The organism is Pseudomonas sp. DCA-1, assembly GCF_046523955.1.
GTDB classification, from domain to species: Bacteria; Pseudomonadota; Gammaproteobacteria; order Pseudomonadales; family Pseudomonadaceae; genus Aquipseudomonas; species Aquipseudomonas putida_Y.
In genome coordinates, this window is sequence record NZ_CP169881.1 from 5513389 (window position 1) to 5535748 (window position 22360).

At 61.1% G+C, this 22360-nt stretch carries 20 protein-coding genes; 9 read left to right on the top strand and 11 right to left on the bottom strand.

Annotated elements, in window-relative coordinates:
* Position 1 precedes the first annotated feature (1 nt).
* From ACE4QZ_RS25895 to ACE4QZ_RS25915, 5 genes are all read right to left on the bottom strand, one after another.
* Positions 2–574, bottom strand: coding sequence for a lipocalin family protein (locus tag ACE4QZ_RS25895; RefSeq protein WP_021783721.1), 573 nt, complete (start codon positions 572–574; stop codon positions 2–4).
* On the bottom strand, positions 571–825 hold the full coding sequence (gene bamE / locus ACE4QZ_RS25900) for an outer membrane protein assembly factor BamE (RefSeq protein ID WP_009681214.1): 255 nt from the start codon (positions 823–825) through the stop codon (positions 571–573). The genes ACE4QZ_RS25895 and bamE overlap by 4 nt, the downstream gene beginning before the upstream one ends.
* 227 nt (positions 826–1052) lie before the next feature.
* Entirely contained in the window at positions 1053–1649 is a 597-nt protein-coding gene (locus tag ACE4QZ_RS25905; RefSeq protein WP_021783720.1) for a DUF924 family protein, read from the bottom strand.
* Positions 1650–1652: 3 nt separating this feature from the next.
* Positions 1653–2663: a class 1 fructose-bisphosphatase gene (locus ACE4QZ_RS25910; RefSeq protein WP_003249230.1), complete on the bottom strand. Its 1011-nt coding sequence runs from the start codon at positions 2661–2663 to the stop codon at positions 1653–1655.
* Between the two features lie 236 nt (positions 2664–2899).
* Positions 2900–5350, bottom strand: coding sequence for a glycogen/starch/alpha-glucan phosphorylase (locus ACE4QZ_RS25915; protein WP_021783719.1), 2451 nt, complete (start codon positions 5348–5350; stop codon positions 2900–2902).
* A gap of 183 nt (positions 5351–5533) precedes the next feature.
* Here ACE4QZ_RS25915 and ACE4QZ_RS25920 point away from each other — a divergent pair, with 183 nt between their 5' ends.
* Complete coding sequence (locus ACE4QZ_RS25920) at positions 5534–5938, top strand: YkgJ family cysteine cluster protein (protein ID WP_049870388.1); 405 nt, start codon at positions 5534–5536, stop codon at positions 5936–5938.
* Between the two features lie 120 nt (positions 5939–6058).
* Here the strand turns inward: ACE4QZ_RS25920 and typA are convergent, their stop codons facing one another.
* Together typA and thiI are read right to left on the bottom strand one after the other, a co-directional pair.
* Positions 6059–7879 carry a translational GTPase TypA gene (typA, locus tag ACE4QZ_RS25925; protein ID WP_021783717.1) on the bottom strand — a complete coding sequence of 607 codons (1821 nt, stop codon included), beginning with the start codon at positions 7877–7879 and terminating at the stop codon, positions 6059–6061.
* Between the two features lie 128 nt (positions 7880–8007).
* Positions 8008–9462 carry a tRNA uracil 4-sulfurtransferase ThiI gene (thiI, locus tag ACE4QZ_RS25930; RefSeq protein ID WP_021783716.1) on the bottom strand — a complete coding sequence of 485 codons (1455 nt, stop codon included), beginning with the start codon at positions 9460–9462 and terminating at the stop codon, positions 8008–8010.
* A 616-nt stretch (positions 9463–10078) separates the two neighbouring features.
* On the opposite strand from thiI, the gene glnA reads away from it, so the two are divergent.
* The 3 genes from glnA to ntrC all read left to right on the top strand — a co-directional run bounded on the left by glnA (position 10079) and on the right by ntrC (position 14369).
* Positions 10079–11485, top strand: coding sequence for a type I glutamate--ammonia ligase (glnA, locus tag ACE4QZ_RS25935; RefSeq protein ID WP_021783715.1), 1407 nt, complete (start codon positions 10079–10081; stop codon positions 11483–11485).
* Positions 11486–11850: 365 nt separating this feature from the next.
* Entirely contained in the window at positions 11851–12936 is a 1086-nt protein-coding gene (glnL, locus tag ACE4QZ_RS25940) for a nitrogen regulation protein NR(II) (protein ID WP_003249215.1), read from the top strand.
* Complete coding sequence (gene ntrC, locus ACE4QZ_RS25945; RefSeq protein WP_021783714.1) at positions 12933–14369, top strand: nitrogen regulation protein NR(I); 1437 nt, start codon at positions 12933–12935, stop codon at positions 14367–14369. The genes glnL and ntrC overlap by 4 nt, the downstream gene beginning before the upstream one ends.
* 358 nt (positions 14370–14727) lie before the next feature.
* Here the strand turns inward: ntrC and ACE4QZ_RS25950 are convergent, their stop codons facing one another.
* Positions 14728–15165, bottom strand: a complete 438-nt coding sequence (locus ACE4QZ_RS25950) for a hypothetical protein (protein WP_021783713.1) — start codon at positions 15163–15165, stop codon at positions 14728–14730.
* On the opposite strand from ACE4QZ_RS25950, the gene trmL reads away from it, so the two are divergent.
* Positions 15164–15625 (top strand): tRNA (uridine(34)/cytosine(34)/5-carboxymethylaminomethyluridine(34)-2'-O)-methyltransferase TrmL, encoded by a 462-nt coding sequence (gene trmL, locus ACE4QZ_RS25955; RefSeq protein WP_021783712.1) that lies wholly within the window; start codon positions 15164–15166, stop codon positions 15623–15625. The two genes, ACE4QZ_RS25950 and trmL, sit on opposite strands and share 2 nt — an antisense overlap.
* Before the next feature lie 155 nt (positions 15626–15780).
* On the opposite strand, the gene secB is transcribed toward trmL, so the two are convergent.
* The 3 genes from secB to ACE4QZ_RS25970 are packed head-to-tail and all read right to left on the bottom strand — an operon-like array spanning position 15781 to position 16975.
* Positions 15781–16266: a protein-export chaperone SecB gene (gene secB, locus ACE4QZ_RS25960; RefSeq protein ID WP_003249206.1), complete on the bottom strand. Its 486-nt coding sequence runs from the start codon at positions 16264–16266 to the stop codon at positions 15781–15783.
* Between the two features lie 39 nt (positions 16267–16305).
* The gene (grxC, locus tag ACE4QZ_RS25965) at positions 16306–16560 is read right to left on the bottom strand and encodes a glutaredoxin 3 (protein ID WP_003249204.1); all 255 of its coding nucleotides are present in this window, start codon (positions 16558–16560) and stop codon (positions 16306–16308) included.
* A gap of 1 nt (position 16561) precedes the next feature.
* Positions 16562–16975, bottom strand: coding sequence for a rhodanese-like domain-containing protein (locus ACE4QZ_RS25970; protein ID WP_010955605.1), 414 nt, complete (start codon positions 16973–16975; stop codon positions 16562–16564).
* Positions 16976–17182: 207 nt separating this feature from the next.
* Here ACE4QZ_RS25970 and gpmI point away from each other — a divergent pair, with 207 nt between their 5' ends.
* The 4 genes from gpmI (at position 17183) to ACE4QZ_RS25990 (ending at position 22337) form a co-directional block, all read left to right on the top strand.
* The gene (gene gpmI / locus ACE4QZ_RS25975; RefSeq protein ID WP_279934643.1) at positions 17183–18718 is read left to right on the top strand and encodes a 2,3-bisphosphoglycerate-independent phosphoglycerate mutase; all 1536 of its coding nucleotides are present in this window, start codon (positions 17183–17185) and stop codon (positions 18716–18718) included.
* 140 nt (positions 18719–18858) lie between these two features.
* Entirely contained in the window at positions 18859–20166 is a 1308-nt protein-coding gene (locus ACE4QZ_RS25980; RefSeq protein WP_021783710.1) for a murein hydrolase activator EnvC family protein, read from the top strand.
* Positions 20167–20244: 78 nt separating this feature from the next.
* Positions 20245–21561 carry a S41 family peptidase gene (locus tag ACE4QZ_RS25985; RefSeq protein WP_021783709.1) on the top strand — a complete coding sequence of 439 codons (1317 nt, stop codon included), beginning with the start codon at positions 20245–20247 and terminating at the stop codon, positions 21559–21561.
* A gap of 8 nt (positions 21562–21569) precedes the next feature.
* The gene (locus tag ACE4QZ_RS25990; RefSeq protein ID WP_274118724.1) at positions 21570–22337 is read left to right on the top strand and encodes a divergent polysaccharide deacetylase family protein; all 768 of its coding nucleotides are present in this window, start codon (positions 21570–21572) and stop codon (positions 22335–22337) included.
* Positions 22338–22360 lie beyond the last annotated feature (23 nt).

A 22360-nucleotide genomic window follows, 5' to 3' on the forward strand; every position in this document is an offset into this window, starting at 1 on the left:
CTCAGTGCATTTTTACTATTTGCTGATCGGACGCCCGCCAGATCAAGCGGCTGGTGTCATACCCCTGCTGCCGCGCCCTGGACAGCAGGTTCTCGCGCTCCCAGGCAGGCAGCGTCGGCGTACGCGACAATATCCACAGGTATTTGCGGTCCGGGCTGCCGACGATGGCCGTACGGTAGTGCTCGTCCACATAAAGAATCCAGTACTCACCCCGCGCCACGCCTGGCACCAGCTTGGTGAACCAGTTATCGAACTCGATCCACAGCTTGTCGGTGTGCCCTGGCTCCTGGATATTCGCATGCCCTTCGGCGCGTAGCCATTCATCACCCATGGTGCGGCAGCGGTTGAGCACGCCATAACTGCCATCAGGCTTGAGGTTGTAGTGGGCCTCGGACTGCTCGCAGCCTTCCTGATAGCGCATGGGCAGGCGCGCCAGCTCGTACCATTTGCCCTGGTAGCGCTTGAGGTCGACATGGCCGGCGGTTTTCGGTGCCAGCGGGTCGTGCGAGGAACCTGCACAACCGCCCAGCAGCAACGCCAGGCATACCCCCATCAGCAGGTACGCACGCCTCATTTGAGACCCTGCCCGGAATACATCAGCACCTTGTCAGCTGCGTACTGCACGCTGATGAAGCTCTTCTCGTCCCCCCAGGTGCAGCTGCTCATGCCCAACGCGCCAGAACACTCGGTCGGCGTCCCGAGCAACTGCTCGACCTCGGCCTTGCTCATACCAGCCTTGATCTTGGAATAGTTTTCCTGGTTGATCTTGCTGCAGGCGGTCAGCACGACGCACAGCGACAACAGGGCGAGGGAACGCAACGACATGAAGGGACACTCCTGAAAGATGATACAGGCGAGTGGCCTGCAGTGACCTTCGACGTGAAAATCCCTCCCAGGTTCCCTGCCCCACCCCCTTTGCCCCTACACCATTGGTCGGATGGCCACTACTGTGCGATTAATCACAAAGCATTAGTCATGCGCACAATAAAAAAGGCCGCCCCTGTTGGAGCGGCCTTGCGTCGCGATGGCCTGCACAGCAGGCCCCTTGGGCGTCAGAAGCGAGACCCAGGCTCCAGCAAAAAGTCCATCTCTTCGCTGGTGCTCGGCCGCTCCAGCACCAGGTTGCGGTGCGGGAAACGCCCGAACCGGGCGATTACCCGCTGGTGCTGCTCGGCATAGTCGAGGAAGCCTTCGAACAGCCGGCGGTTGGCCTCGGGCTGTTCATCCAGCAGCATTTGATAGCGTTCCACGCACAGGTTCTGCCAGTCCAGCACCTCGGCATGCTCCAGCACCAGCAGCACAAACACCCGCTGGATCGGCAGCAGCTGGTAGTCCCAGCCCTTCTGCAGGCCCTGCATGGCCACTACCTGGGCACGCCGATCGCCCTCGAAGGCGCGCGGCGTGTCGCGGTAGATCATGCGTGGCAGCTGGTCGAGCAAAATCAGCAGACCCAGCCAGCCCTGCGGGCTTTGCTGCCACTCGTCGAGCCCACCCGCCAGGGCGTGCTCGACCAGGTCGCCAAACAGCGCATGGGCGTCGGCATCGTAATGCTTGCCGAACCACAGCGTGCTCTTCTCGTCAGCCACGGCCTGGGCACTGGTGCCCCAACCGAACCACCACTCCAGCAACGGCTGCCAAGGTGCGAGCATGACTTACTCCTTGTGGTAGGCGGTGACGCGCTCGACCTCTTCCTTCGAGCCGAGGATCACCGACACGCGCTGGTGCAGGCTTTCTGGCTTGATGTCGAGGATGCGATCGTAACCGTTGGTGGAAGCGCCGCCGGCCTGTTCGATGATGAACGACATCGGGTTGGCTTCGTACATCAGGCGCAGCTTGCCCGGCTTGCTTGGTTCGCGGGCGTCACGTGGGTACATGAACAGGCCGCCACGGGTCAGGATGCGGTGCACGTCGGCCACCATCGAGGCGATCCAGCGCATGTTGTAGTTCTTCTTCAGCGGGCCGGTCTCACCTGCCAGCAGTTCGCCCACGTACCGCTGTACCGGTGCTTCCCAGTGGCGCTGGTTGGACATGTTGATGGCGAACTCGGCGGTAGTTTCCGGTACGCGGATGTTTTCGTGAGTCAGCACGAAGCTGCCCAGTTCACGGTCCAGAGTGAAGCCCTTGACGCCGTTGCCCAAGGTCAGGATCAGCATGGTCTGTGGGCCGTAGATGGCATAGCCGGCAGCAACCTGCTCGGTACCTGGCTGCAGGAACGCTTCTTCGTTGAGGCTTTCGTTCTGGCTCAGGTACTGGTTAGGGCAACGCAGAACCGAGAAGATGGTACCGACCGAGACGTTGACGTCGATATTCGACGAACCGTCCAGCGGGTCGAAGACCAGCAGGTAGGCGCCTTTCGGGTACTTGCCCGGGATCTGGTATGCGTTGTCCATTTCTTCGGAAGCCATGCCAGCCAGGTGACCGCCCCACTCGTTGGCTTCCAGCAGGATATCGTTGGAAATCACGTCAAGTTTCTTCTGGACCTCGCCCTGCACGTTTTCAGTGCCCATGCTGCCCAGCACACCACCGAGGGCGCCTTTGGATACGTGATGGCTGATTTCCTTGCACGCACGCGCTACCACTTCGATCAGGAAGCGCAGATCGGCAGGGGTATTGTTGCTGCGGGTCTGCTCAATCAGATAGCGACTCAGGGTAACGCGGGACATGTATGGCTCCGAACGGATTGGGGGATGAAAACCCCCGCAGTTTACAGGGAGAGTGGCGGGCTAGCGAGTGATGAGACTCGCCACGGCTCTCAGACGGCACAATAGGTCGGTAGTTCAGCGCGCGCCAGGCCGGTGGTCTGGTTGTGGGGCCATTCGCGGGCGCGCCCACCCCCACAGGTTGATGAGGCCCCTGCAGGAGCGGGTTTACCCGCGAACAAGCCAGCATGGGCGCTGCATCAATCCAGCGCCTTCCAGATCTCGGTCGCATACTCACGGATAGTCCGATCCGACGAGAACCAGCCCATCCGCGCAGTATTGAGCACCGCCTTGCGCCACCACTCCTGCGGCGTATGCCACAGTTCCTCGACCTGCCGCTGGGCATCCCAGTAGGCATCGAAATCGGCGCACACCAGGAAGCGGTCGTAGGCGATCAGGCCGTCGATCAACCCGGTGTAACGAGAGGGGTCATCTGGCGAGAACACACCACTGCGAATAGCCTGCAACACATCGCTCAAGCGGTTGGAAGCGGCTATGGCAGCGCTGGCACCAAAGTCACCGGCACGCTTGCGCGTTTCAACCTGCTGCGCGGTCAGGCCAAAGATGAACATGTTGTCGGCCCCCACCTGTTCGCACATCTCCACATTGGCGCCATCCAGGGTGCCAATGGTCAGCGCACCATTGAGGCCGAACTTCATGTTGCTGGTACCGGACGCTTCGTAACCCGCGGTGGATATCTGCTCGGAAAGGTCCGCCGCCGGGATGATGCTCTCGGCCAGGCTGACGTTGTAGTTGGGCAGGAACACCACCTTCAGCAGGCCGCGCACCGTCGGGTCGTTGTTCACCACCCGGGCGATGTCGTTGGCCAGCTTGATGATCAGTTTGGCCTGGTGGTAACTGGCCGCAGCCTTGCCAGCGAAGATCTTCACCCGTGGCACCCAGTTGGTGCCAGGGTCATTGCGTATGGCCTGGTACAGTGCAACGGTGTGCAGCAGGTTGAGCAACTGGCGCTTGTATTCGTGAATGCGTTTGACCTGAACGTCGAATAGCGCCTCGGGGTTGACCGTGACGCCGATACGATCCTGAATGATGCTGGCCAGGGCACGCTTGCTGTGCAGCCGCTGGGCAGCGAACTGCTTGCGAAAACCGGCTTTGTCGGCGAACGGCACCAGGCCCGCCAGCCGCGCCTGCGGGTCGTCCTTGAGTTCCGGCCCAAGCGCCTCGACCAGCATCTCGGTCAGCTGCGGGTTGGACTGGTATAACCAGCGGCGGAAGGTAATGCCATTGGTCTTGTTGTTGATGCGTTGCGGGTAGAGCTTGTGCAGCTCGGAGAATACCGTGCTCTTCATCAATTTGCTGTGCAGCGCCGACACGCCGTTGACGCTGTGCGAGCCAAGAAACGCCAGGTTGCCCATGCGCACCCGTCGGCCGTTGTCTTCCTCGATCAGCGAAACCGCGCGCAGCACGTCGAAGTCGTGCAGGCCTTTGGCGCGCAGGCTGTCAATGTGGTAGGCGTTGATCAGGTAGATGATCTGCATGTGCCGCGGCAACATGCGCTCCATCAGCGCTACCGGCCAGGTTTCCAGGGCTTCTGGCAACAGGGTGTGGTTGGTGTAGGCGAGCGTACCGACGGTCAGCTCCCAGGCCTTTTCCCAAGGCACTTCGTGCTGGTCCACCAGCAACCGCATCAGCTCCGCCACCGCAATCGAAGGGTGGGTGTCGTTTAGCTGGATGGCCGCTGCATCAGGCAGGTTGAGCAGGTCCTTGTGCATGTTCAGGTGACGCCGCAGCAAGTCCTGCAGCGAAGCCGAGACGAAAAAGTACTCCTGGCGAAGGCGCAGTTCCTGACCGGCCTCGGTACTGTCGGCTGGGTAAAGCACACGCGAAATGCTCTCGGCACGCGCCACTTCAGCCACCGCCCCCAAGTGGTCACCGGCGTTGAAGCGCTCCAGGTGCAACTCTTCCAGCGCACGCGCACGCCACAGACGCAGGGTGTTGACGCTGGATCCGCGCCAGCCGACTACCGGCGTGTCGTAGGCCACCGCCCGCACCGTCTCGCCAGGCCACCATACCTGGCGCTGGGCACCGCTTGCATCGTGGACCGTTTCGACGCTGCCGCCAAAGCTGATCGGGTAGATCACCTCGGCGCGCTCGAATTCCCAGGGGTTGCCGAAATCCAGCCAGTTTTCGGTCTGTTCCTGCTGCCAGCCATCGACCACGGCCTGACGGAACAGCCCGTGCTCATAGCGGATGCCGTAACCATGGGCAGCGATACCCAGGGTAGACATGCTCTCCATGAAGCACGCTGCCAGACGGCCAAGGCCGCCATTGCCCAGCGCGGCGTCCGGTTCGAGCAGGCGAATGCGCTCAAGGTCCACATCCAGCCCCTCCAGAGCATCGCGCGCGATGTCCAGCAGGCCCAGGTTGCTCAGGCTGTCGTACAGCAAGCGGCCGATGAGAAACTCCAGGGAAAGGTAGTAGACCCGCTTCTGGCTGCGTCGATAAGCCTGCCGGGTGTGATCCATCCAGTGATCGACCATGTGATCGCGTGCAGCCAGGGCAATCGCTTCGAACCAGTCATGGTCGAAGGCATGCTCGGGGTCCTTGCCGACCGCGTAGGTCAGCTTGTTCAGTACAGCGGCACGAAAATCCGCGACTTCGGCGTCACGTGCTTTGGGTTCCTGGGACATGCGGCATCCTCGGGCAAGTTGACGAAAGCGGAGGGAGAGTGATGAGACTAGACCCTTCGACAGGGAGCGACAGTTACGGTTCGCAGTTTTCATGCCCACTCTGCGATTCCGGCAAAAGGTTGTTCATAAATTGAACAATTCCGGTATCATCGCGCGCCCCAAGACCGTGATCCACCCTATAAGATGAAAACGACCCTGATCGCCGCCGCCGAAGTCGACCGCCTGGAGACTTGGCAGCGCTACGCCAGCCACATGTGCCACGGCTGCCATTCGACCTGCTGCACCCTGCCGGTAGAGGTGAAGATCAAGGATCTGATCCGTATCGGCGTGGTCGACGAGTTCGAAAAAGACGAACCACCCAAGAACGTGGCCAAACGCCTGCAAAAAGAAGGCATCATCGAGCGCTTCAACCAGAAGTCGGGGATCTTCACCCTGACCCGGATGAGCAACGACGACTGCATGTACCTGGATCGTAAAAGCCGCCTGTGCACCATTTATGACAAGCGTCCGGATACCTGCCGCAACCATCCCAAGGTCGGGCCGCGGCCGGGGTATTGCGCCTACAAGCCCAAGGTGGTTGGGCGCTGACCGTCAGCCGGTTCTGGCCTCTTCGCGGGCTTGCCCGCGAAAGGACCAACACAAATCCTGCAGACAAAAAAACGCCCCCGGCCTTTCGACCGGGGGCGTTTTTATTCAGCCTGAGCTAACTCAGTTCTTGGCTTTCTTGGCTGCGCGGGTACGCTCGCCTTCGTCCAGGATCTTCTTGCGCAGACGGATCGACTTAGGCGTCACTTCGCACAGCTCGTCGTCCTGGATGAATTCCAGGGCCTGCTCGAGGGTGTGGCGAACTGGCGGTACCAGGGCGATGACTTCGTCTTTGCCCGAAGCACGCATGTTGTCGAGCTTCTTGCCTTTGGTCGGGTTCACGCCCAGGTCGTTGTCACGGCTGTTCAGGCCGATGATCTGACCGTTGTAGATCTCCTGGCCGTGTTCAACGAACAGCTTGCCGCGAGCCTGCAGGGTTTCCAGCGAGTAGGTCAGTGCCTTGCCGGTCTCGACCGAAACCAGTACGCCGTTGAGGCGGCCGGACATCTGGCCCGACTTCATGGTGTCGTAGCGATCGAAGATCGAGGTCAGGATGCCTGCACCGTTGGTCAGGGTCAGGAACTGGTTACGGAAACCGATCAGACCACGGGCTGGAATGTTGTACTCCAGACGAACGCGGCCCTTGCCATCCGGAACCATGTTGGTCAGGTCGCCTTTACGCAGACCCATCTCTTCCATGACCTTGCCCTGGGATTCTTCAGGGATGTCGATGGTGACGTTCTCGAACGGCTCCTGCTTCACGCCGTCGACTTCGCGGATGATCACTTCAGGACGGCCCACGGCCATTTCGAAGCCTTCACGACGCATGGTTTCGATCAGCACCGACAGGTGCAGCTCACCACGGCCCGAAACCTTGAACTTGTCAGGGGAATCGGTTTCCTGAACGCGCAGGGCAACGTTGTACAGCAGCTCCTTGTCCAGACGGTCCTTGATGTTACGGCTGGTGACGAACTTGCCTTCTTTACCGCAGAACGGCGAGTCGTTGACCTGGAAGGTCATCGAAACAGTCGGCTCGTCAACAGTCAGCGGCTTCATCGCTTCTACCGCATCCGGGGCGCACAGGGTGTCGGAGATGAACAGCTCATCGAAACCGCTGATGCAGACGATATCGCCAGCCTGGGCTTCTTCGACGTCAACGCGGTGCAGACCGTGGTGACCCATCAGCTTCAGGATACGGCCGTTACGCTTCTTGCCGTTGGTGTCGATGGCGACAACCGGGGTGTTCGGCTTAACGCGACCACGGGCGATGCGGCCAACACCGATAACGCCGAGGAAGCTGTTGTAGTCCAGTGCGGAGATCTGCATCTGGAACGGGCCTTCGCGGTCAACAGACGGTGCTGGTACATTGTCGATGATCGACTGGTACAGCGCGGTCATGTCTTCGCCCATGGCGGTGTGGTCCAGGCCGGCAATGCCGTTCAGGGCCGAGGCGTAGACCACTTTGAAGTCCAGCTGTTCGTCGGTGGCACCGAGGTTGTCGAACAGATCGAAGATCTGGTCCAGAACCCAGTCAGGACGCGCGCCTGGGCGGTCAACCTTGTTGATCACGACGATTGGCTTCAGGCCGGCTTCGAAGGCCTTCTTGGTCACGAAGCGGGTTTGCGGCATCGGGCCGTCCTGGGCGTCGACCAGCAGCAGCACGGAGTCGACCATCGACATTACACGCTCAACCTCGCCACCGAAGTCGGCGTGGCCGGGGGTGTCGACGATGTTGATGTGGTAGCCGTTCCAGTTGATGGCGGTGTTTTTCGCCAGAATGGTAATACCGCGCTCTTTTTCCTGGTCGTTGGAGTCCATGACGCGCTCGTCGTTGAGCTCGTTACGCTCCAGAGTGCCGGACTGACGCAGGAGTTTGTCGACCAGAGTGGTTTTACCATGGTCAACGTGGGCGATGATGGCGATGTTACGCAGATTTTCGATCACAAGTGTATCTCGATCAGAGGATTCGGTTGCCGCCCAGTGTAGGCGGCCAATATGTACTGTTTAAGGCTCAGCGGGCCCGGCGGTCGGGAGGGCGATGGCGAATACTGCCGCCATACAGCCCCGGCATCTTATGTCGGACGATAAACACGCACATTGGCATGTCCCTCACTGAGCAGGTGGTGTGCGTGCAAACGGCTCATCACACCCTTGTCGCAATACAGCAAGTACTGGCGCGTAGGGTCCAGATGCTTGAACTTGCTGTTGATGGCGTAGAACGGCATGGCCTGGACCTCGATACCTTCCAGCACCAGAGGTTCGTCTTCCTGGGCATCGGGGTGGCGAATGTCGATGACGATCTGGCCAGGCAGCGCCTCGGCCACTTCCTCGATTTCAATGTCCTTGCCCAGCTCATCGATCACATGATCGATGGAAATGAACTTGGCGCGCTCCAGAGCGCGCTCCAGTACGGCCATGTCGAACTGTTTTTCTTCGTGCTCCATGCGGTGACGCTTGGCATGGGTGGTCGGGTTTACCGAGATCACGCCGCAGTATTCCGGCATGTGCTTGGCAAAGTCCGCGGTACCGATTTCGGTGGCCTGGTCGATGATGTCCTGCTTGTGGCTGGCCAGCAGCGGGCGCAGCACCAGCTTGTCGGTGGCCGAGTCGATGATCGACAGGTTCGGCAAGGTCTGGCTGGACACCTGGGAAATCGCTTCGCCTGTCACCAGCGCGTCGATCTGCAGGCGGTCGGCCATATGGGCGGCGCCTCGCAGCATCATGCGCTTGAGTGTCACGCCCATGTAGCTGTTGTCGACCTTGTTGAGGATTTCGCCAACCACTTCTTCGAACGGCACGCTGATGAACAGTACACGCTGGCTGCTGCCGTACTTCTTCCACAGGTAGTGGGCCACTTCCATCACGCCCAGCTCGTGGGCACGGCCGCCGAGGTTGAAGAAGCAGAAGTGGGTCATCAGGCCGCGGCGCATCATCTGGTAGGCCGCAACGGTGGAGTCGAAACCACCGGACATCAGCACCAGGGTCTGCTCCAAGGCGCCCAGCGGATAACCGCCGATGCCGTTGTGCTGGTTGTGGATCACGTACAGGCGCTGGTCGCGGATTTCGATGCGCACCAGCACTTCAGGGTTTTTCAGCTCGATCCCGGCGGCGCCACACTGCTGGCGCAGCTGGCTGCCGACGTAACGGTCGACATCCATCGAGGTGAAGTCATGGTGGCCACCGCGCTTGCAGCGCACGGCGAAGTGCTTGCCGGCCAGCAGGTGGCCGAAGTGGTGCTTGCACTTGGCGACGATGTCGTCGAAGTCACCCAGCGGGTATTCCTCAACCTGCAGGAAGTGAGTGATACCCGGCGTGCAGGTGAGGCGCTCGATCATCTCGCGCTGGACTTTTTCGTCTTCGACGCGGGTAACCACTTCGAGATTGTCCCAGACACCATCTACCGCGAGCTCAGGGTCGAGATCCTTGAGCACGTTGCGGATGTTCTTGCCAAGCTGGCGGATGAAGCGCTTGCGCACCGGCCGGCTTTTGATGGTGATTTCTGGGAAGACTTTGACGATAAGTTTCATTGGTTAACAGCGCGCGCAGGGCCTGCCGAAAATGAGGGGCGCGAATTATATCGGAAATTGCTCAGGATTTGACCAACTTTTGATCAGAAGCTTTGAGATAAATGTCAGAGCCGGATTTTTTGGTGCCCGTGAGACCGAGCGCCGCCCGCGCGGCGCATCGCGAGCTGCGCTCGCTCCTACGTCTGTTTCGGGCCAGTTACGCCTGCGACAGGCGCGCGCGACCGCCTTGTTTGTACGACGCGATATCGCGCCATGCGCCAAGGCGTTCGCGCGCAAATCCCCCAGAAATAATTGGCCCGAAACAGATGTAGGAGCGAGCTTGCTCGCGATGCGCCGCGCGGGCGGCGCTCGGTCTCACGGGCACCACAAAAACCAAGGCGTGCACCCTAATGGTGCGCCACCTCCAAAATTCGCATCTTAAGAGTGCACTTTCTCAGCCTACCCCAACGCCAAATGCCCGCAAACGCCCCCTTTTATCCCAACCTCGCCATTTTCGGGCACTGGCATGCAATTTGCTCCCTTGTGAGGCAGGTAAGCTTGGCCGACTATCCGCGCCCGGCAACACCCTTTTTCCAGGGCAGCGGCCCACCGCGCTCTAGACCATCCGGAGGACAACATGTCGAAGTCGGTTCAACTCATCAAAGATCATGACGTCAAGTGGATTGATCTGCGTTTCACGGACACCAAAGGCACTCAGCACCACGTGACCATGCCGTCGCGTGATGCGCTGGACGAAGACTTCTTCGAAGTCGGCAAGATGTTCGACGGTTCCTCCATCGCTGGCTGGAAAGGCATCGAAGCCTCCGACATGATCCTGATGCCGGTTGACGAAACCGCCGTTCTGGATCCGTTCACCGAAGAGCCAACCCTGATCATTACCTGCGACATCGTCGACCCGTCGAGCATGCAGGGCTACGATCGCGACCCACGTGCAATCGCCAAGCGCGCCGAAGAGTACCTGAAGAGCACCGGCATCGGTGACACCGTATTCGCCGGCCCAGAGCCTGAGTTCTTCATCTTCGACGAAGTGAAGTTCCAGTCGGACATCTCCGGCTCGATGTTCAAGATCTTCTCCGAGCAGGGCTCGTGGATGACCGGCGCTGACGTGGAAGGCGGCAACAAAGGCCACCGTCCAGGCGTGAAAGGCGGCTACTTCCCGGTTCCGCCGTTCGACCACGACCACGAAATCCGTACTGCCATGTGCAACGCTCTGGAAGAAATGGGCCAGACCGTTGAAGTTCACCACCACGAAGTGGCGACTGCCGGCCAGAACGAAATCGGCGTCAAGTTCAACACCCTGGTGAAGAAGGCTGACGAAGTACAGGCGCTGAAATACGTCGTGCACAACGTTGCCGACGCTTACGGCCGTACCGCCACCTTCATGCCGAAGCCACTGTACGGCGACAACGGCTCGGGCATGCACGTGCACATGTCGATCTGGAAAGACGGCAAGAACACCTTCTCGGGTGAAGGCTATGCCGGCCTGTCCGACACCGCCCTGTACTTCATCGGCGGTATCATCAAGCACGGTAAGGCCCTGAACGGCTTCACCAACCCGTCGACCAACTCCTACAAGCGTCTGGTTCCAGGCTTCGAAGCCCCGGTAATGCTGGCCTACTCGGCTCGCAACCGTTCCGCCTCGATCCGTATTCCTTACGTTGGCAGCCCGAAAGCCCGCCGTATCGAAGCACGCTTCCCGGACCCATCGGCCAACCCGTACCTGGCCTTCGCGGCCCTGCTGATGGCTGGCCTGGACGGCATCCAGAACAAGATCCACCCAGGCGACGCGGCCGACAAGAACCTGTACGACCTGCCGCCAGAAGAAGCCAAGAACATCCCGCAAGTGTGCGGCAGCCTGAAAGAAGCTCTGGAAGAGCTGGATAAAGGCCGTGCGTTCCTGACCAAGGGCGGCGTGTTCTCCGACGACTTCATCGATGCCTTCATCGAGCTGAAGAGCGAAGAAGAAATCAAGGTCCGCACCTTCGTACACCCGCTGGAATACGAGCTGTACTACAGCTGCTGATCTGATTGGCGCCTCGCGCCGATGACATGATCACAACGGCCTCCTCCGGGAGGCCGTTTTCGTTTCTGCGCACCAAGCAGAAGCACTGCAACCCCGCCTGTCACGCTATGCTCTATCTTGGTGCACCAATTCATACCATGCCCTCATTTGCTCCCCAATCTGGTTCAACTTAAACGTTTCATCAAGACTTTATGGTCCGAATTTGCGCAGATTCAGGCCTTTATCGGCAAATCCCGCTTCTTTTCGGAGCTTTGGTTTGTTTCTTGCATTTTCTTTTCCAGAGTCTCGCATCAGTGGATCCACCCCGCGTCCGGCCCTGGCCAAAGCAGTGCCAGGCAAGCGCCAAAAGAGGTCAACGACGCCTTATGACCATCAGCGATGCACAGCACCGTCTGCTTCTGGACAACCTGACCACCGCCACGTTGCTGCTCAACGCCGAGCTGCGCCTGGAGTACATGAACCCGGCCGCAGAAATGCTGCTGGCCGTCAGTGGCCAGCGCAGCCATGGGCAATTCATCAGCGAGCTGTTCACCGAATCGACCGAAGCGCTCAGCTCGCTGCGCCAGGCGGTCGAGCAGGCGCACCCGTTCACCAAGCGTGAAGCGCAGCTCACATCGCTGACCGGGCAGACCATCACCGTCGACTACGCGGTAACGCCGATACTGCATCAAGGCCAGACCCTGCTGTTGCTCGAAGTGCATCCGCGGGACCGGCTGCTGCGCATCACCAAGGAAGAGGCCCAACTGAGCAAGCAGGAAACCACCAAGATGCTGGTGCGCGGCCTGGCCCACGAAATCAAGAACCCCCTTGGCGGCATCCGCGGAGCGGCCCAGCTACTGGCCCGCGAACTGCCCGAGGAAGGGCTGCGCGACTACACCAATGTGATCATCGAAGAGGCCGACCGCTTGCGTAACCTGGTCGACCGCATGCTCGGCTCGAACAAGCTGCCGTCGCTGGCCATGACCAATATTCACGAAGTGCTGGAGCGGGTGTGCAGCCTGGTCGATGCCGAAAGCCAGGGGTGCATCACTTTGGTGCGCGATTACGACCCAAGCCTTCCGGACGTGTTGATCGACCGAGAACAGATGATTCAGGCCGTACTCAACATCGTGCGCAACGCCATGCAGGCGATCAGCTCGCAGAATGAACTGCGCCTGGGTCGCATCACCTTGCGCAGCCGCGCCCTGCGCCAGTTCACCATCGGCCACGTTCGTCACCGCCTGGTAGCGCGGGTAGAGATCATCGACAACGGCCCGGGCATCCCGCCAGAACTGCAGGACACCCTCTTCTATCCCATGGTCAGTGGCCGCCCGGACGGTACCGGGCTTGGCCTGGCCATTACCCAGAACATCATCAGCCAGCACCAGGGCCTGATCGAGTGTGAAAGCCACGCAGGCCATACCGCCTTCTCGATTTACCTGCCTCTGGAACAAGGAGCCACCGCCTCATGAGCCGAAGTGAAACCGTATGGATCGTCGACGATGATCGCTCCATCCGCTGGGTCCTGGAAAAAGCCCTGCAACAGGAAGGCATGACCACCCAGAGCTTCGACAGCGCAGACGGTGTCATGGGGCGCCTGGCACGCCAGCAACCCGACGTGATCATTTCCGATATTCGCATGCCTGGCACCAGCGGCCTCGACCTGCTGGCGCAGATCCGCGAGCAGCACCCACGCCTGCCGGTCATCATCATGACCGCCCACTCCGACCTGGACAGCGCCGTGGCTTCCTACCAGGGCGGTGCCTTCGAGTACCTGCCCAAGCCATTCGACGTCGACGAAGCGGTATCGCTGGTCAAGCGCGCCAACCAGCACGCCCAGGAGCAGCAAGGCCTGGATGTGCCACAGAACCTGGCGCGCACCCCGGAAATCATTGGTGAAGCCCCGGCGATGCAGGAGGTGTTCCGCGCCATCGGACGCCTCAGCCACTCCAACATCACCGTGCTGATCAACGGCGAGTCCGGCACCGGCAAAGAACTGGTGGCCCACGCCCTGCACCGGCACAGCCCGCGCGCAGCATCGCCGTTCATTGCCCTGAACATGGCCGCCATCCCCAAGGATTTGATGGAGTCGGAGCTGTTCGGCCATGAGAAAGGTGCCTTCACAGGTGCTGCCAACTTGCGTCGCGGCCGTTTCGAGCAGGCCGATGGCGGCACGCTGTTCCTCGATGAAATCGGGGACATGCCTGCCGACACCCAGACCCGCCTGCTGCGTGTACTGGCCGATGGCGAGTTCTACCGCGTGGGCGGCCACGTGCCGGTCAAGGTCGACGTGCGCATCATCGCCGCCACCCACCAGAACCTGGAGTCACTGGTGCAGGCCGGCAAGTTCCGTGAGGACTTGTTCCACCGGCTGAACGTGATCCGCATCCATATTCCGCGCCTGGCCGACCGCCGCGAAGATATCCCCGCCCTCGCCCGCCACTTCCTTGCCCGGGCCGCCCAGGAGCTGGCAGTCGAGCCGAAGATCCTCAAGCCGGAGACTGAAGAGTTCATCCGCAACCTGCCATGGCCGGGCAACGTGCGGCAGATGGAGAACACTTGCCGCTGGATTACCGTGATGGCCTCCAGCCGTGAAGTGCTGATCGGCGACCTGCCGCCAGAACTGCTGAACCTGCCACAAGACGCCGCGCCGGTAACCAACTGGGAGCAGGCCCTGCGCCAGTGGGCCGACCAGGCGTTAACGCGCGGCCAGACCAACCTGCTGGACAGCGCAGTGCCGAGCTTTGAACGCATCATGATCGAGACGGCACTCAAGCATACCGCCGGACGCCGGCGGGATGCCGCGCTGTTGCTGGGCTGGGGGCGTAACACTCTGACGCGCAAGATCAAGGAATTGGGGATGAATGTGGCGGGAGGGGATGATGAGGAAGGTGATGACCACTGAGCTCCGGGTTAATCCGTAGACCTCTGGGGCCGCTTTGCGGCCCCAGTCATTTCAGCCCCCCGATGCACCGATCCTGTGCCCGATGCACCTCACGAAGGCACAAATCCCCTCAAAAGCCGGCCAATTCGTCCTCAAAGCCCAGTATTCACGGGCTTTGCAAAACTGGCACGCCCCCTGCAATAAGCAATACATCTCCAATTTCGGGGGCCCTGGTACAGGCAGGCCGGGTGAACCCCTCTTTTATACGCAGCACCGCCCGTTTTGGGGACCTCGGTACAGGCAGGCCGGGACATCCCCCCTTTATACGCAGTACCCCTTTCGGGGACCCTGGTACAGGCAGGCCGGGATATCCCCTCTTTTATTCGTGCAGTTTCACTTGCACCCGCCAGCGCCCAGCGTCCTCTGCACCGGCCCATTCGCCGTGCAGGGGGCGCGCGGCCACCACCGTCAGCAACAAACCTTCCTTGCTGTGCTGTATCCGCCAGCTCACCGGCTTGCCCAGCAGGCTAAGCTGCCCTTGCTGAGCCTTGCCCTGGGCCTGGAACAGCAACGCCACCGTCCCTTCCACGTTCTCGCCATGCAGCTTGGGCTCTTCGTTGAACCAAAGCTCCAGGCCATCCTGCATCACCTGCACCTGCTGCAGCTCGCGCTCGTCAGGCGTAGTCAGGCGACCGATCATCAGCCCCACCATCAAGCCGACGATCGCCAACGACAGCATCACCCGTGGGAAGGCCTTCGAACGCACGTCCGGTTCAGGGGTAGAATGCCCGTCATCTTCACGCTTGGAGCCGTGCATGTTTCACGTCATCCTTTTTCAACCAGAAATTCCGCCGAATACCGGCAACATCATTCGTCTATGCGCCAACAGTGGCTGCGCCCTGCACCTGATCGAACCCATCAGCTTCGAACTGGATGACAAGCGCCTGCGCCGCGCAGGGCTGGACTACCACGAGTATGCCACGCTCAAGCGCCACGAGAGCCTGGCCAGATGCCTGGAAAGCCTTGGCAACCCAAGGCTGTTCGCCTTTACCACCAAGGGCTCGCACCCGTTCCACGAAGTGGCCTTCCAGCCGGGCGACGCCTTCCTGTTCGGGCCAGAGAGCCGCGGGTTGCCGGCCGAGGTGCTGGACAGCCTGCCGGCCGAGCATCGCCTGCGCCTGCCGATGCGGCCGGGGTGCCGTAGCCTGAACCTGTCCAATACCGTGGCGGTGACGGTGTATGAGGCGTGGCGGCAGAACGGGTTTGCCGGGAGCTGATGTTTTGCCCGTACGGGCCTCTTCGCGGGTAAACCCGCTCCTACACAAGCCGAGGAAACGGCGCGATCCCCTGTAGGAGCGGGTTTACCCGCGAAGAGGCCCGCACAGGCAACAAAAAAGCGCCCCGAGAGGCGCTTTCTGGATACAGGCAGTTATTACTGCACAGTCGGCGCTTCACCCGCTTCCTGCATACGCTGCATTTCTTGCGCGTACAGGGCGTCGAAGTTGACCGGCGACAGCATCAGCGCCGGGAACGAACCGCGGGTCACCAGGCTATCCAGGGCCTCACGGGCATAAGGGAACAGGATGTTCGGGCAGAACGCACCCAGGGTGTGGCTCATCGAAGGCGCATCGAGGTTGGCGATCAGGAAGATACCGGCCTGCTGCACTTCAGCAATGAAAGCCACTTCGTCACCGTTCTTGACAGTAACCGACAGGGTCAGCACGACCTCATGGAAGTCGCCTTCCAGGGATTTCTGCTTGGTGTTCAGGTCCAGGGCAACGCTTGGCTCCCAGGTCTGACGGAAGATCTGCGGGCTTTTCGGGGCCTCGAACGACAGGTCGCGCACATAGATGCGTTGCAGGGAGAACTGCGGGCTGTTGTCTTCTGCAGCAGCGCCGTTGGTCTGTTGGTCAGTCATGTCAGATCCTTATCCTAATGTTTTTGAATGCAGTGCAAATCAGGCCGCCAGCAGCGCGTCGAGCTTGCCGGCGCGCTCCAGGGCATAGAGGTCATCGCATCCACCGACATGGGTGCTGCCGATCCAGATCTGCGGCACAGACGTACGGCCGGCTTTCTGACTCATCTCGGCGCGAACCTGCGGCTTGCCGTCGACCTTGATTTCCTCGAAGGCCACGCCTTTGCTCTCGAGCAGGTACTTGGCGCGCATGCAGTAGGGGCAGTAGTCGCTGGAATAGACGATGACAGGCTTCATATCACTTCACCAGGGGCAGGTTATCGGCTTTCCAACTGGAAACGCCACCGCTCAGTTTGGCGGCGTTGTAACCAGCTTTGAGCAGCTCGCGGCAAATAGTGCCGGACTGCTGGCCCATCGCGTCGACGACAATCAGGGTCTTCTCTTTATGTTTGCCCAACTCGGTCATGCGGTTGGCCAGTTTGTCCTGCGGGATGTTCACCGCGCCGACGATATGGCCAGCGGAGTATTCCTTGGCCGGGCGAATGTCGATCACCAGGGCCTTCTCGGCATTGACCAGGGCTGTCAGTTGGCCATTAGTCAGGCTCTGGCCACCACGACGGATTTCATTGATGAGCAACAGGACCAGCAGAATGAGGAAGATCGCAACCAGGATGTAGTGATCTGTCGCGAATTGAATCAGGTGAGCAACCATCAGCGGTGTTCCAGGCGATTGAAAATGCCGGCCAGTATACACAGCCCCTTGGTGCCACCAAAGCCCGGCGGGCCGGCCACAAAACCACCTTCATGTTGCTAGCACAGGTGCGCCGGTCGGTGGAATGGGACGAATATTCGCCGCGGGTGGCGTATTTGCCCTAAAATGCGTGTCTTTATCATCTTTGAACAACCGTGAGTTTGATTGATGACGAGCACGCCCAAACCTCTGGTCCTGATTATCCTGGATGGCTTCGGCCATAGCGATATCCCCGAACACAACGCCATCTTTGCCGCCAATAAACCGGTCTATGACCGCCTGTGCGCCACCCAGCCGCATGGCCTCATTTCCGGCTCGGGCATGGATGTCGGCCTGCCGGACGGGCAGATGGGCAACTCCGAAGTCGGTCATATGAACCTCGGCGCAGGTCGCGTCGTCTATCAGGACTTCACCCGGGTGACCAAGGCCATCCGCGACGGCGAGTTCTTTGAAAACCCGGTGCTGACCGGTGCTGTAGACAAGGCAGCCAGTGCTGGCAAGGCCGTACACATCCTCGGCCTGCTGTCCGATGGTGGCGTACACAGCCACCAGGACCACTTGGTGGCCATGGCCGAACTGGCCGCGCAGCGTGGTGCCGAAAAGGTCTACCTGCACGCCTTCCTCGACGGCCGCGACACCCCGCCACGCAGCGCGCAGTCGTCCATCGAACTGCTCGACGCCACCTTCGCCAAACTGGGCAAGGGCCGCATCGCCAGCCTGATCGGCCGCTACTACGCCATGGACCGCGACAACCGCTGGGACCGCGTCAGCGCCGCCTACAACCTGATCGTCGACAGCGCTGCCGAGTACACCGCTGACACGGCTCTGGCAGGCCTGGAAGCCGCTTATGCCCGTGACGAGAGCGACGAATTCGTAAAAGCCACGCGCATTGGCGAAGCAGTCAAGGTCGAAGATGGCGATGCCGTGATCTTCATGAACTTCCGCGCCGACCGTGCTCGCGAACTGTCGCGTGCATTTGTAGAGCCAGACTTCACGGAATTCGCCCGTGCGCGCCTGCCGAAGATGGCAGCGTACATCGGCCTGACCCAGTATTCGGCGAAGATTCCGGCACCGGCGGCCTTTGCGCCGTCCAGCCTGAACAACGTGCTGGGCGAATACCTGGCGAAAAACGGCAAGACCCAACTGCGCATCGCCGAAACCGAGAAATATGCCCACGTCACCTTCTTCTTCTCTGGTGGCCGCGAAGAGCCGTTCGAAGGCGAAGAGCGCATCCTGATCCCGTCGCCGAAGGTCGCCACCTATGACCTGCAACCGGAAATGAGCGCACCGGAAGTGACCGATCGCATCGTCGAAGCCATCGAACAGCAGCGCTTCGACGTCATCGTGGTCAACTACGCCAACGGCGACATGGTCGGCCACACCGGCGTGTTCGAAGCTGCGGTGAAGGCCGTCGAAGCACTGGATACCTGTGTAGGGCGCATTGTCGACGCGCTGGACAAGGTGGGCGGCGAAGCACTGATCACCGCTGACCACGGCAACGTCGAACAAATGGAAGACGAGTGCACCGGCCAGGCGCACACCGCACACACTACCGAGCCGGTACCATTCATCTATGTGGGCAAGCGCAACGTGAAAGTGCGTGAGGGCGGCGTGCTGGCCGACGTGGCGCCTACCATGCTGAAGCTGCTGGGGCTGGAAAAGCCGGTGGAAATGACCGGCACCTCGATTCTGGTCGACGCCTGAATGTCGAAAGGGGCTGCGTTGCAGCCCCAATTGCACATGAATTCCAGACAAACGCCCCCCTGCATCCGCAGCGAGGCGTTTTTTTTGCCTGCCCACGCGGGCATACTAGGCCAGTCTCCATCCTTGGTACGCCAAACCCCATGCTTCGCGCCCTGATCCTCCTAGCCCTGTCTTGCCTGCTCAGCCCGGCCTTCGCCGATGAGCGCGCGCAGACCCAGCAGCAACTGGATGCCACCCGCCAGGACATTGCCGAGCTCAAGAAGACGCTGAGCAAGCTCCAGGAAGAAAAGGCCGGTGTGCAAAAGGACCTCAAAACCACCGAAACCGACATCGGTAACCTCGAAAAGCAGGTGGAGGCCCTGCAGCAAGAACTAAAAAAGACTGAAGGCGAGCTGGAGCGCCTTGATACCGAGAAAAAAAAACTCCAGAGCGCCCGCGTTGAACAACAACGACTGATCGCCATTCAGGCCCGCTCGGCCTACCAGAACAACGGTCGCGAGGAATACCTCAAGCTGCTGCTCAACCAGCAGAACCCCGAGAAGTTCGCCCGCACCCTCACCTATTACGACTACCTGAGCAAGGCGCGCCTGGAGCAATTGCGCACCTTCAACGAGACCTTGCGCCAACTGGCCAACGTCGAACAGGAAATTTCCAGCCAGCAACAACAGCTGCTGGCCCAGCGCGCCGACCTCGACAGCCGCCGTCAAGAGCTGGAAACCGAGCGCGCCAAGCGCCAGCAGGTACTGGCCAAGCTCAACAGCGATGTAAAGGACCGCGGTCAAAAGTTGCAAGCGCGCGAACAGGACCAGGCCGACCTGGCCAAGGTCCTGAAAACCATCGAGGAAACACTCGCCCGCCAGGCCCGTGAAGCTGAAGAAGCGCGCAAGAAGGCCCTGCTGGCGCAGCAGGAAGCGGAAAAGCGCCGCAAGCAGGAAGCGCTGGCCGCTGCGGCTGCCCGCGACCAGGCCCGTGAGCCAGCGGAGCCGCCGAAAAAGGCCCGCACCACCCTCGGGCCGATGGTTTCCAGCGATGGCGCGAACTACGGCGGCGCATTTTCTGCTGCGCGAGGCAAACTTCCATGGCCAGTCAATGGTCGACTGCTGGCACGCTTCGGTGATGCCCGCGGCAGCGACGCCCGCGCCAAGTGGGACGGGGTGATGATCAGCGCCACACCGGGCACTCAGGTACGTGCCGTGCACGGCGGGCGTGTGGTATTCGCGGACTGGTTGCGCGGCGCCGGGCTTCTGGTCATTCTCGACCATGGCAACGGTTACCTGAGCCTGTACGGCCACAACCAGAGCCTGCTCAAGAATGCCGGTGATATCGTCAAGGCCGGTGAGGCCATTTCCACCGTTGGCAACAGCGGTGGCCAGGAAGCGGCAGGCTTGTACTTCGCTATCCGCCAGCAGGGCCGCCCTACCGACCCTTCGCAGTGGTGCCGAGGCTAGTCAAATTTCTACGGCGCAGCTTGAGTGCTGCACCGATGCTCCCCAAGGAGCACCTACAGGATCAGGAGTTCGTTCGACATGCTGCACTCGCCTCGTCTCACCCAGCTGGCCCTGTCCATCGCCCTGGCGGTCGGCGCGCCCCTGGCCACCGCCGCAGAGCCGGCCAAGGTCGCCGCAGTGCCAGCCACCGAGGTGACCGCCAAGGCGCCACTGCCGCTGGAAGAACTGCGCACCTTCGCCGAGGTTCTGGACCGTATCAAGGCCGCCTACGTCGAACCGGTAGACGACAAGACCCTGCTGGAGAACGCCATCAAGGGCATGCTAAGCAATCTTGACCCGCACTCGGCCTACCTTGGCCCCGAGGACTTCCAGGAGCTGCAGGAAAGCACCAGCGGCGAGTTCGGCGGGCTGGGCATTGAAGTAGGCCAGGAAGACGGCTTCATCAAGGTGGTCTCGCCAATCGACGACACCCCTGCCTCGCGGGCCGGCGTGCAAGCTGGTGACCTGATCGTCAAGATCAATGGCGCCCCGACCCGCGGCCAGACCATGACCGAGGCGGTCGACAAGATGCGCGGCAAGGTCGGCGAGAAAATCACCCTGACCTTGGTGCGCGACGGCGGCACCCCGTTTGACGTGACCTTGAGCCGCGCAGTCATTCAGGTCAAGAGCGTGAAGAGCCAGCTACTGGAGAACGATTACGGCTACATCCGTATCACCCAGTTCCAGGTCAAGACCGGTGACGAAGTGGGCAAGGCCCTGGCCAAGCTGCGCAAGGACAACGGCAAGAAGCTGCGCGGGGTAGTGCTGGACCTGCGCAACAACCCGGGCGGCGTGCTGCAGTCGGCAGTGGAAGTAGCCGACCACTTCCTGACCAAAGGCCTGATCGTCTACACCAAGGGCCGCATCGCCAACTCCGAGCTGCGATTCTCGGCCGACCCGGCCGATGCCAGCGAAGGCGTGCCGCTGGTGGTACTGATCAACGGTGGCAGTGCATCGGCATCGGAGATTGTCGCCGGCGCCCTGCAGGACCAGAAGCGCGCCGTGCTGATGGGCACCGACAGTTTCGGCAAAGGCTCGGTGCAGACCGTGCTGCCACTGGCCAACGACCGCGCCCTGAAGCTCACCACTGCGCTGTACTACACCCCCAACGGCCGTTCGATCCAGGCCCAGGGCATCGTCCCGGACATCGAAGTGCGCCAGGCCAAGCTCACCGCCGAGGCCGACACCGAAAGCTTCAAGGAGGCCGACCTGCAGGGCCACCTGGGCAACGGCAACGGCGGCGCCGACCGCCCGACCGGCAGCAGCAAGCGCAAGGAACGCCCGCAGGATGACGACTTCCAGTTGAGCCAGGCTCTGAGCCTGCTCAAAGGCCTGAACATCACCAAGGGCGACTGATCTACCCTATGCGTTATCTGCTGTGTCTGTTGTTTTGCCTGATGGCCGGAATCGCGCAAGCGGCGCCGGCCAACACCGCCTACATGAGCATCATCATCGACGACCTGGGCCAGAGCCCCGAGCGTGACAGCCGTACCCTGGCGCTGCCCGGGCCGGTGACCATGGCGATCATGCCCGACACCCCCCATGCCACCGACTTCGCACGCCAGGCGCACAAGGCCGGCAAGACGGTAATCCTGCACATGCCCATGGACCCGGCCAGCGGGCCCTATGCCTGGCACCCGGGCATCGCCATCGAAGAACTGGCGCGGCGCCTGGACGCAGCATTGGTCAAGGTGCCCTACGCCGCCGGCATCAACAACCACATGGGCAGCCGCATGACCGCACAGCGTGAACCCATGGCGTGGTTGATGGGCGAGCTGCAGCGGCGCCAACTGTTCTTCGTCGACAGCCGCACCAGCGCCGCCACGGTCGCCGCGGCCGAGGCTCAAGCACACGATGTGGCGCATGTGTCGCGGGATGTATTTCTGGATGACGTGCGCACACCGGAAGCCATCGACGCTCAGCTGCAACAGGGTATTGCGCTGGCCCGCAAGCAAGGCTCGGCCGTGTTGATCGGCCACCCCTACCCGCAAACGCTAGCGGTGCTGGAAAGGCAGATTCCACGGCTCAAGCAATTGGGTATCGAACTGATCACGCTGCAACAGATGATCGCCACACGGGGCAACCAGGCCATGCCTGCACACGGTAAGCATGGCCGTTACAGCAATCGCTAGCGTTGCCGATCACGGGTTACCAC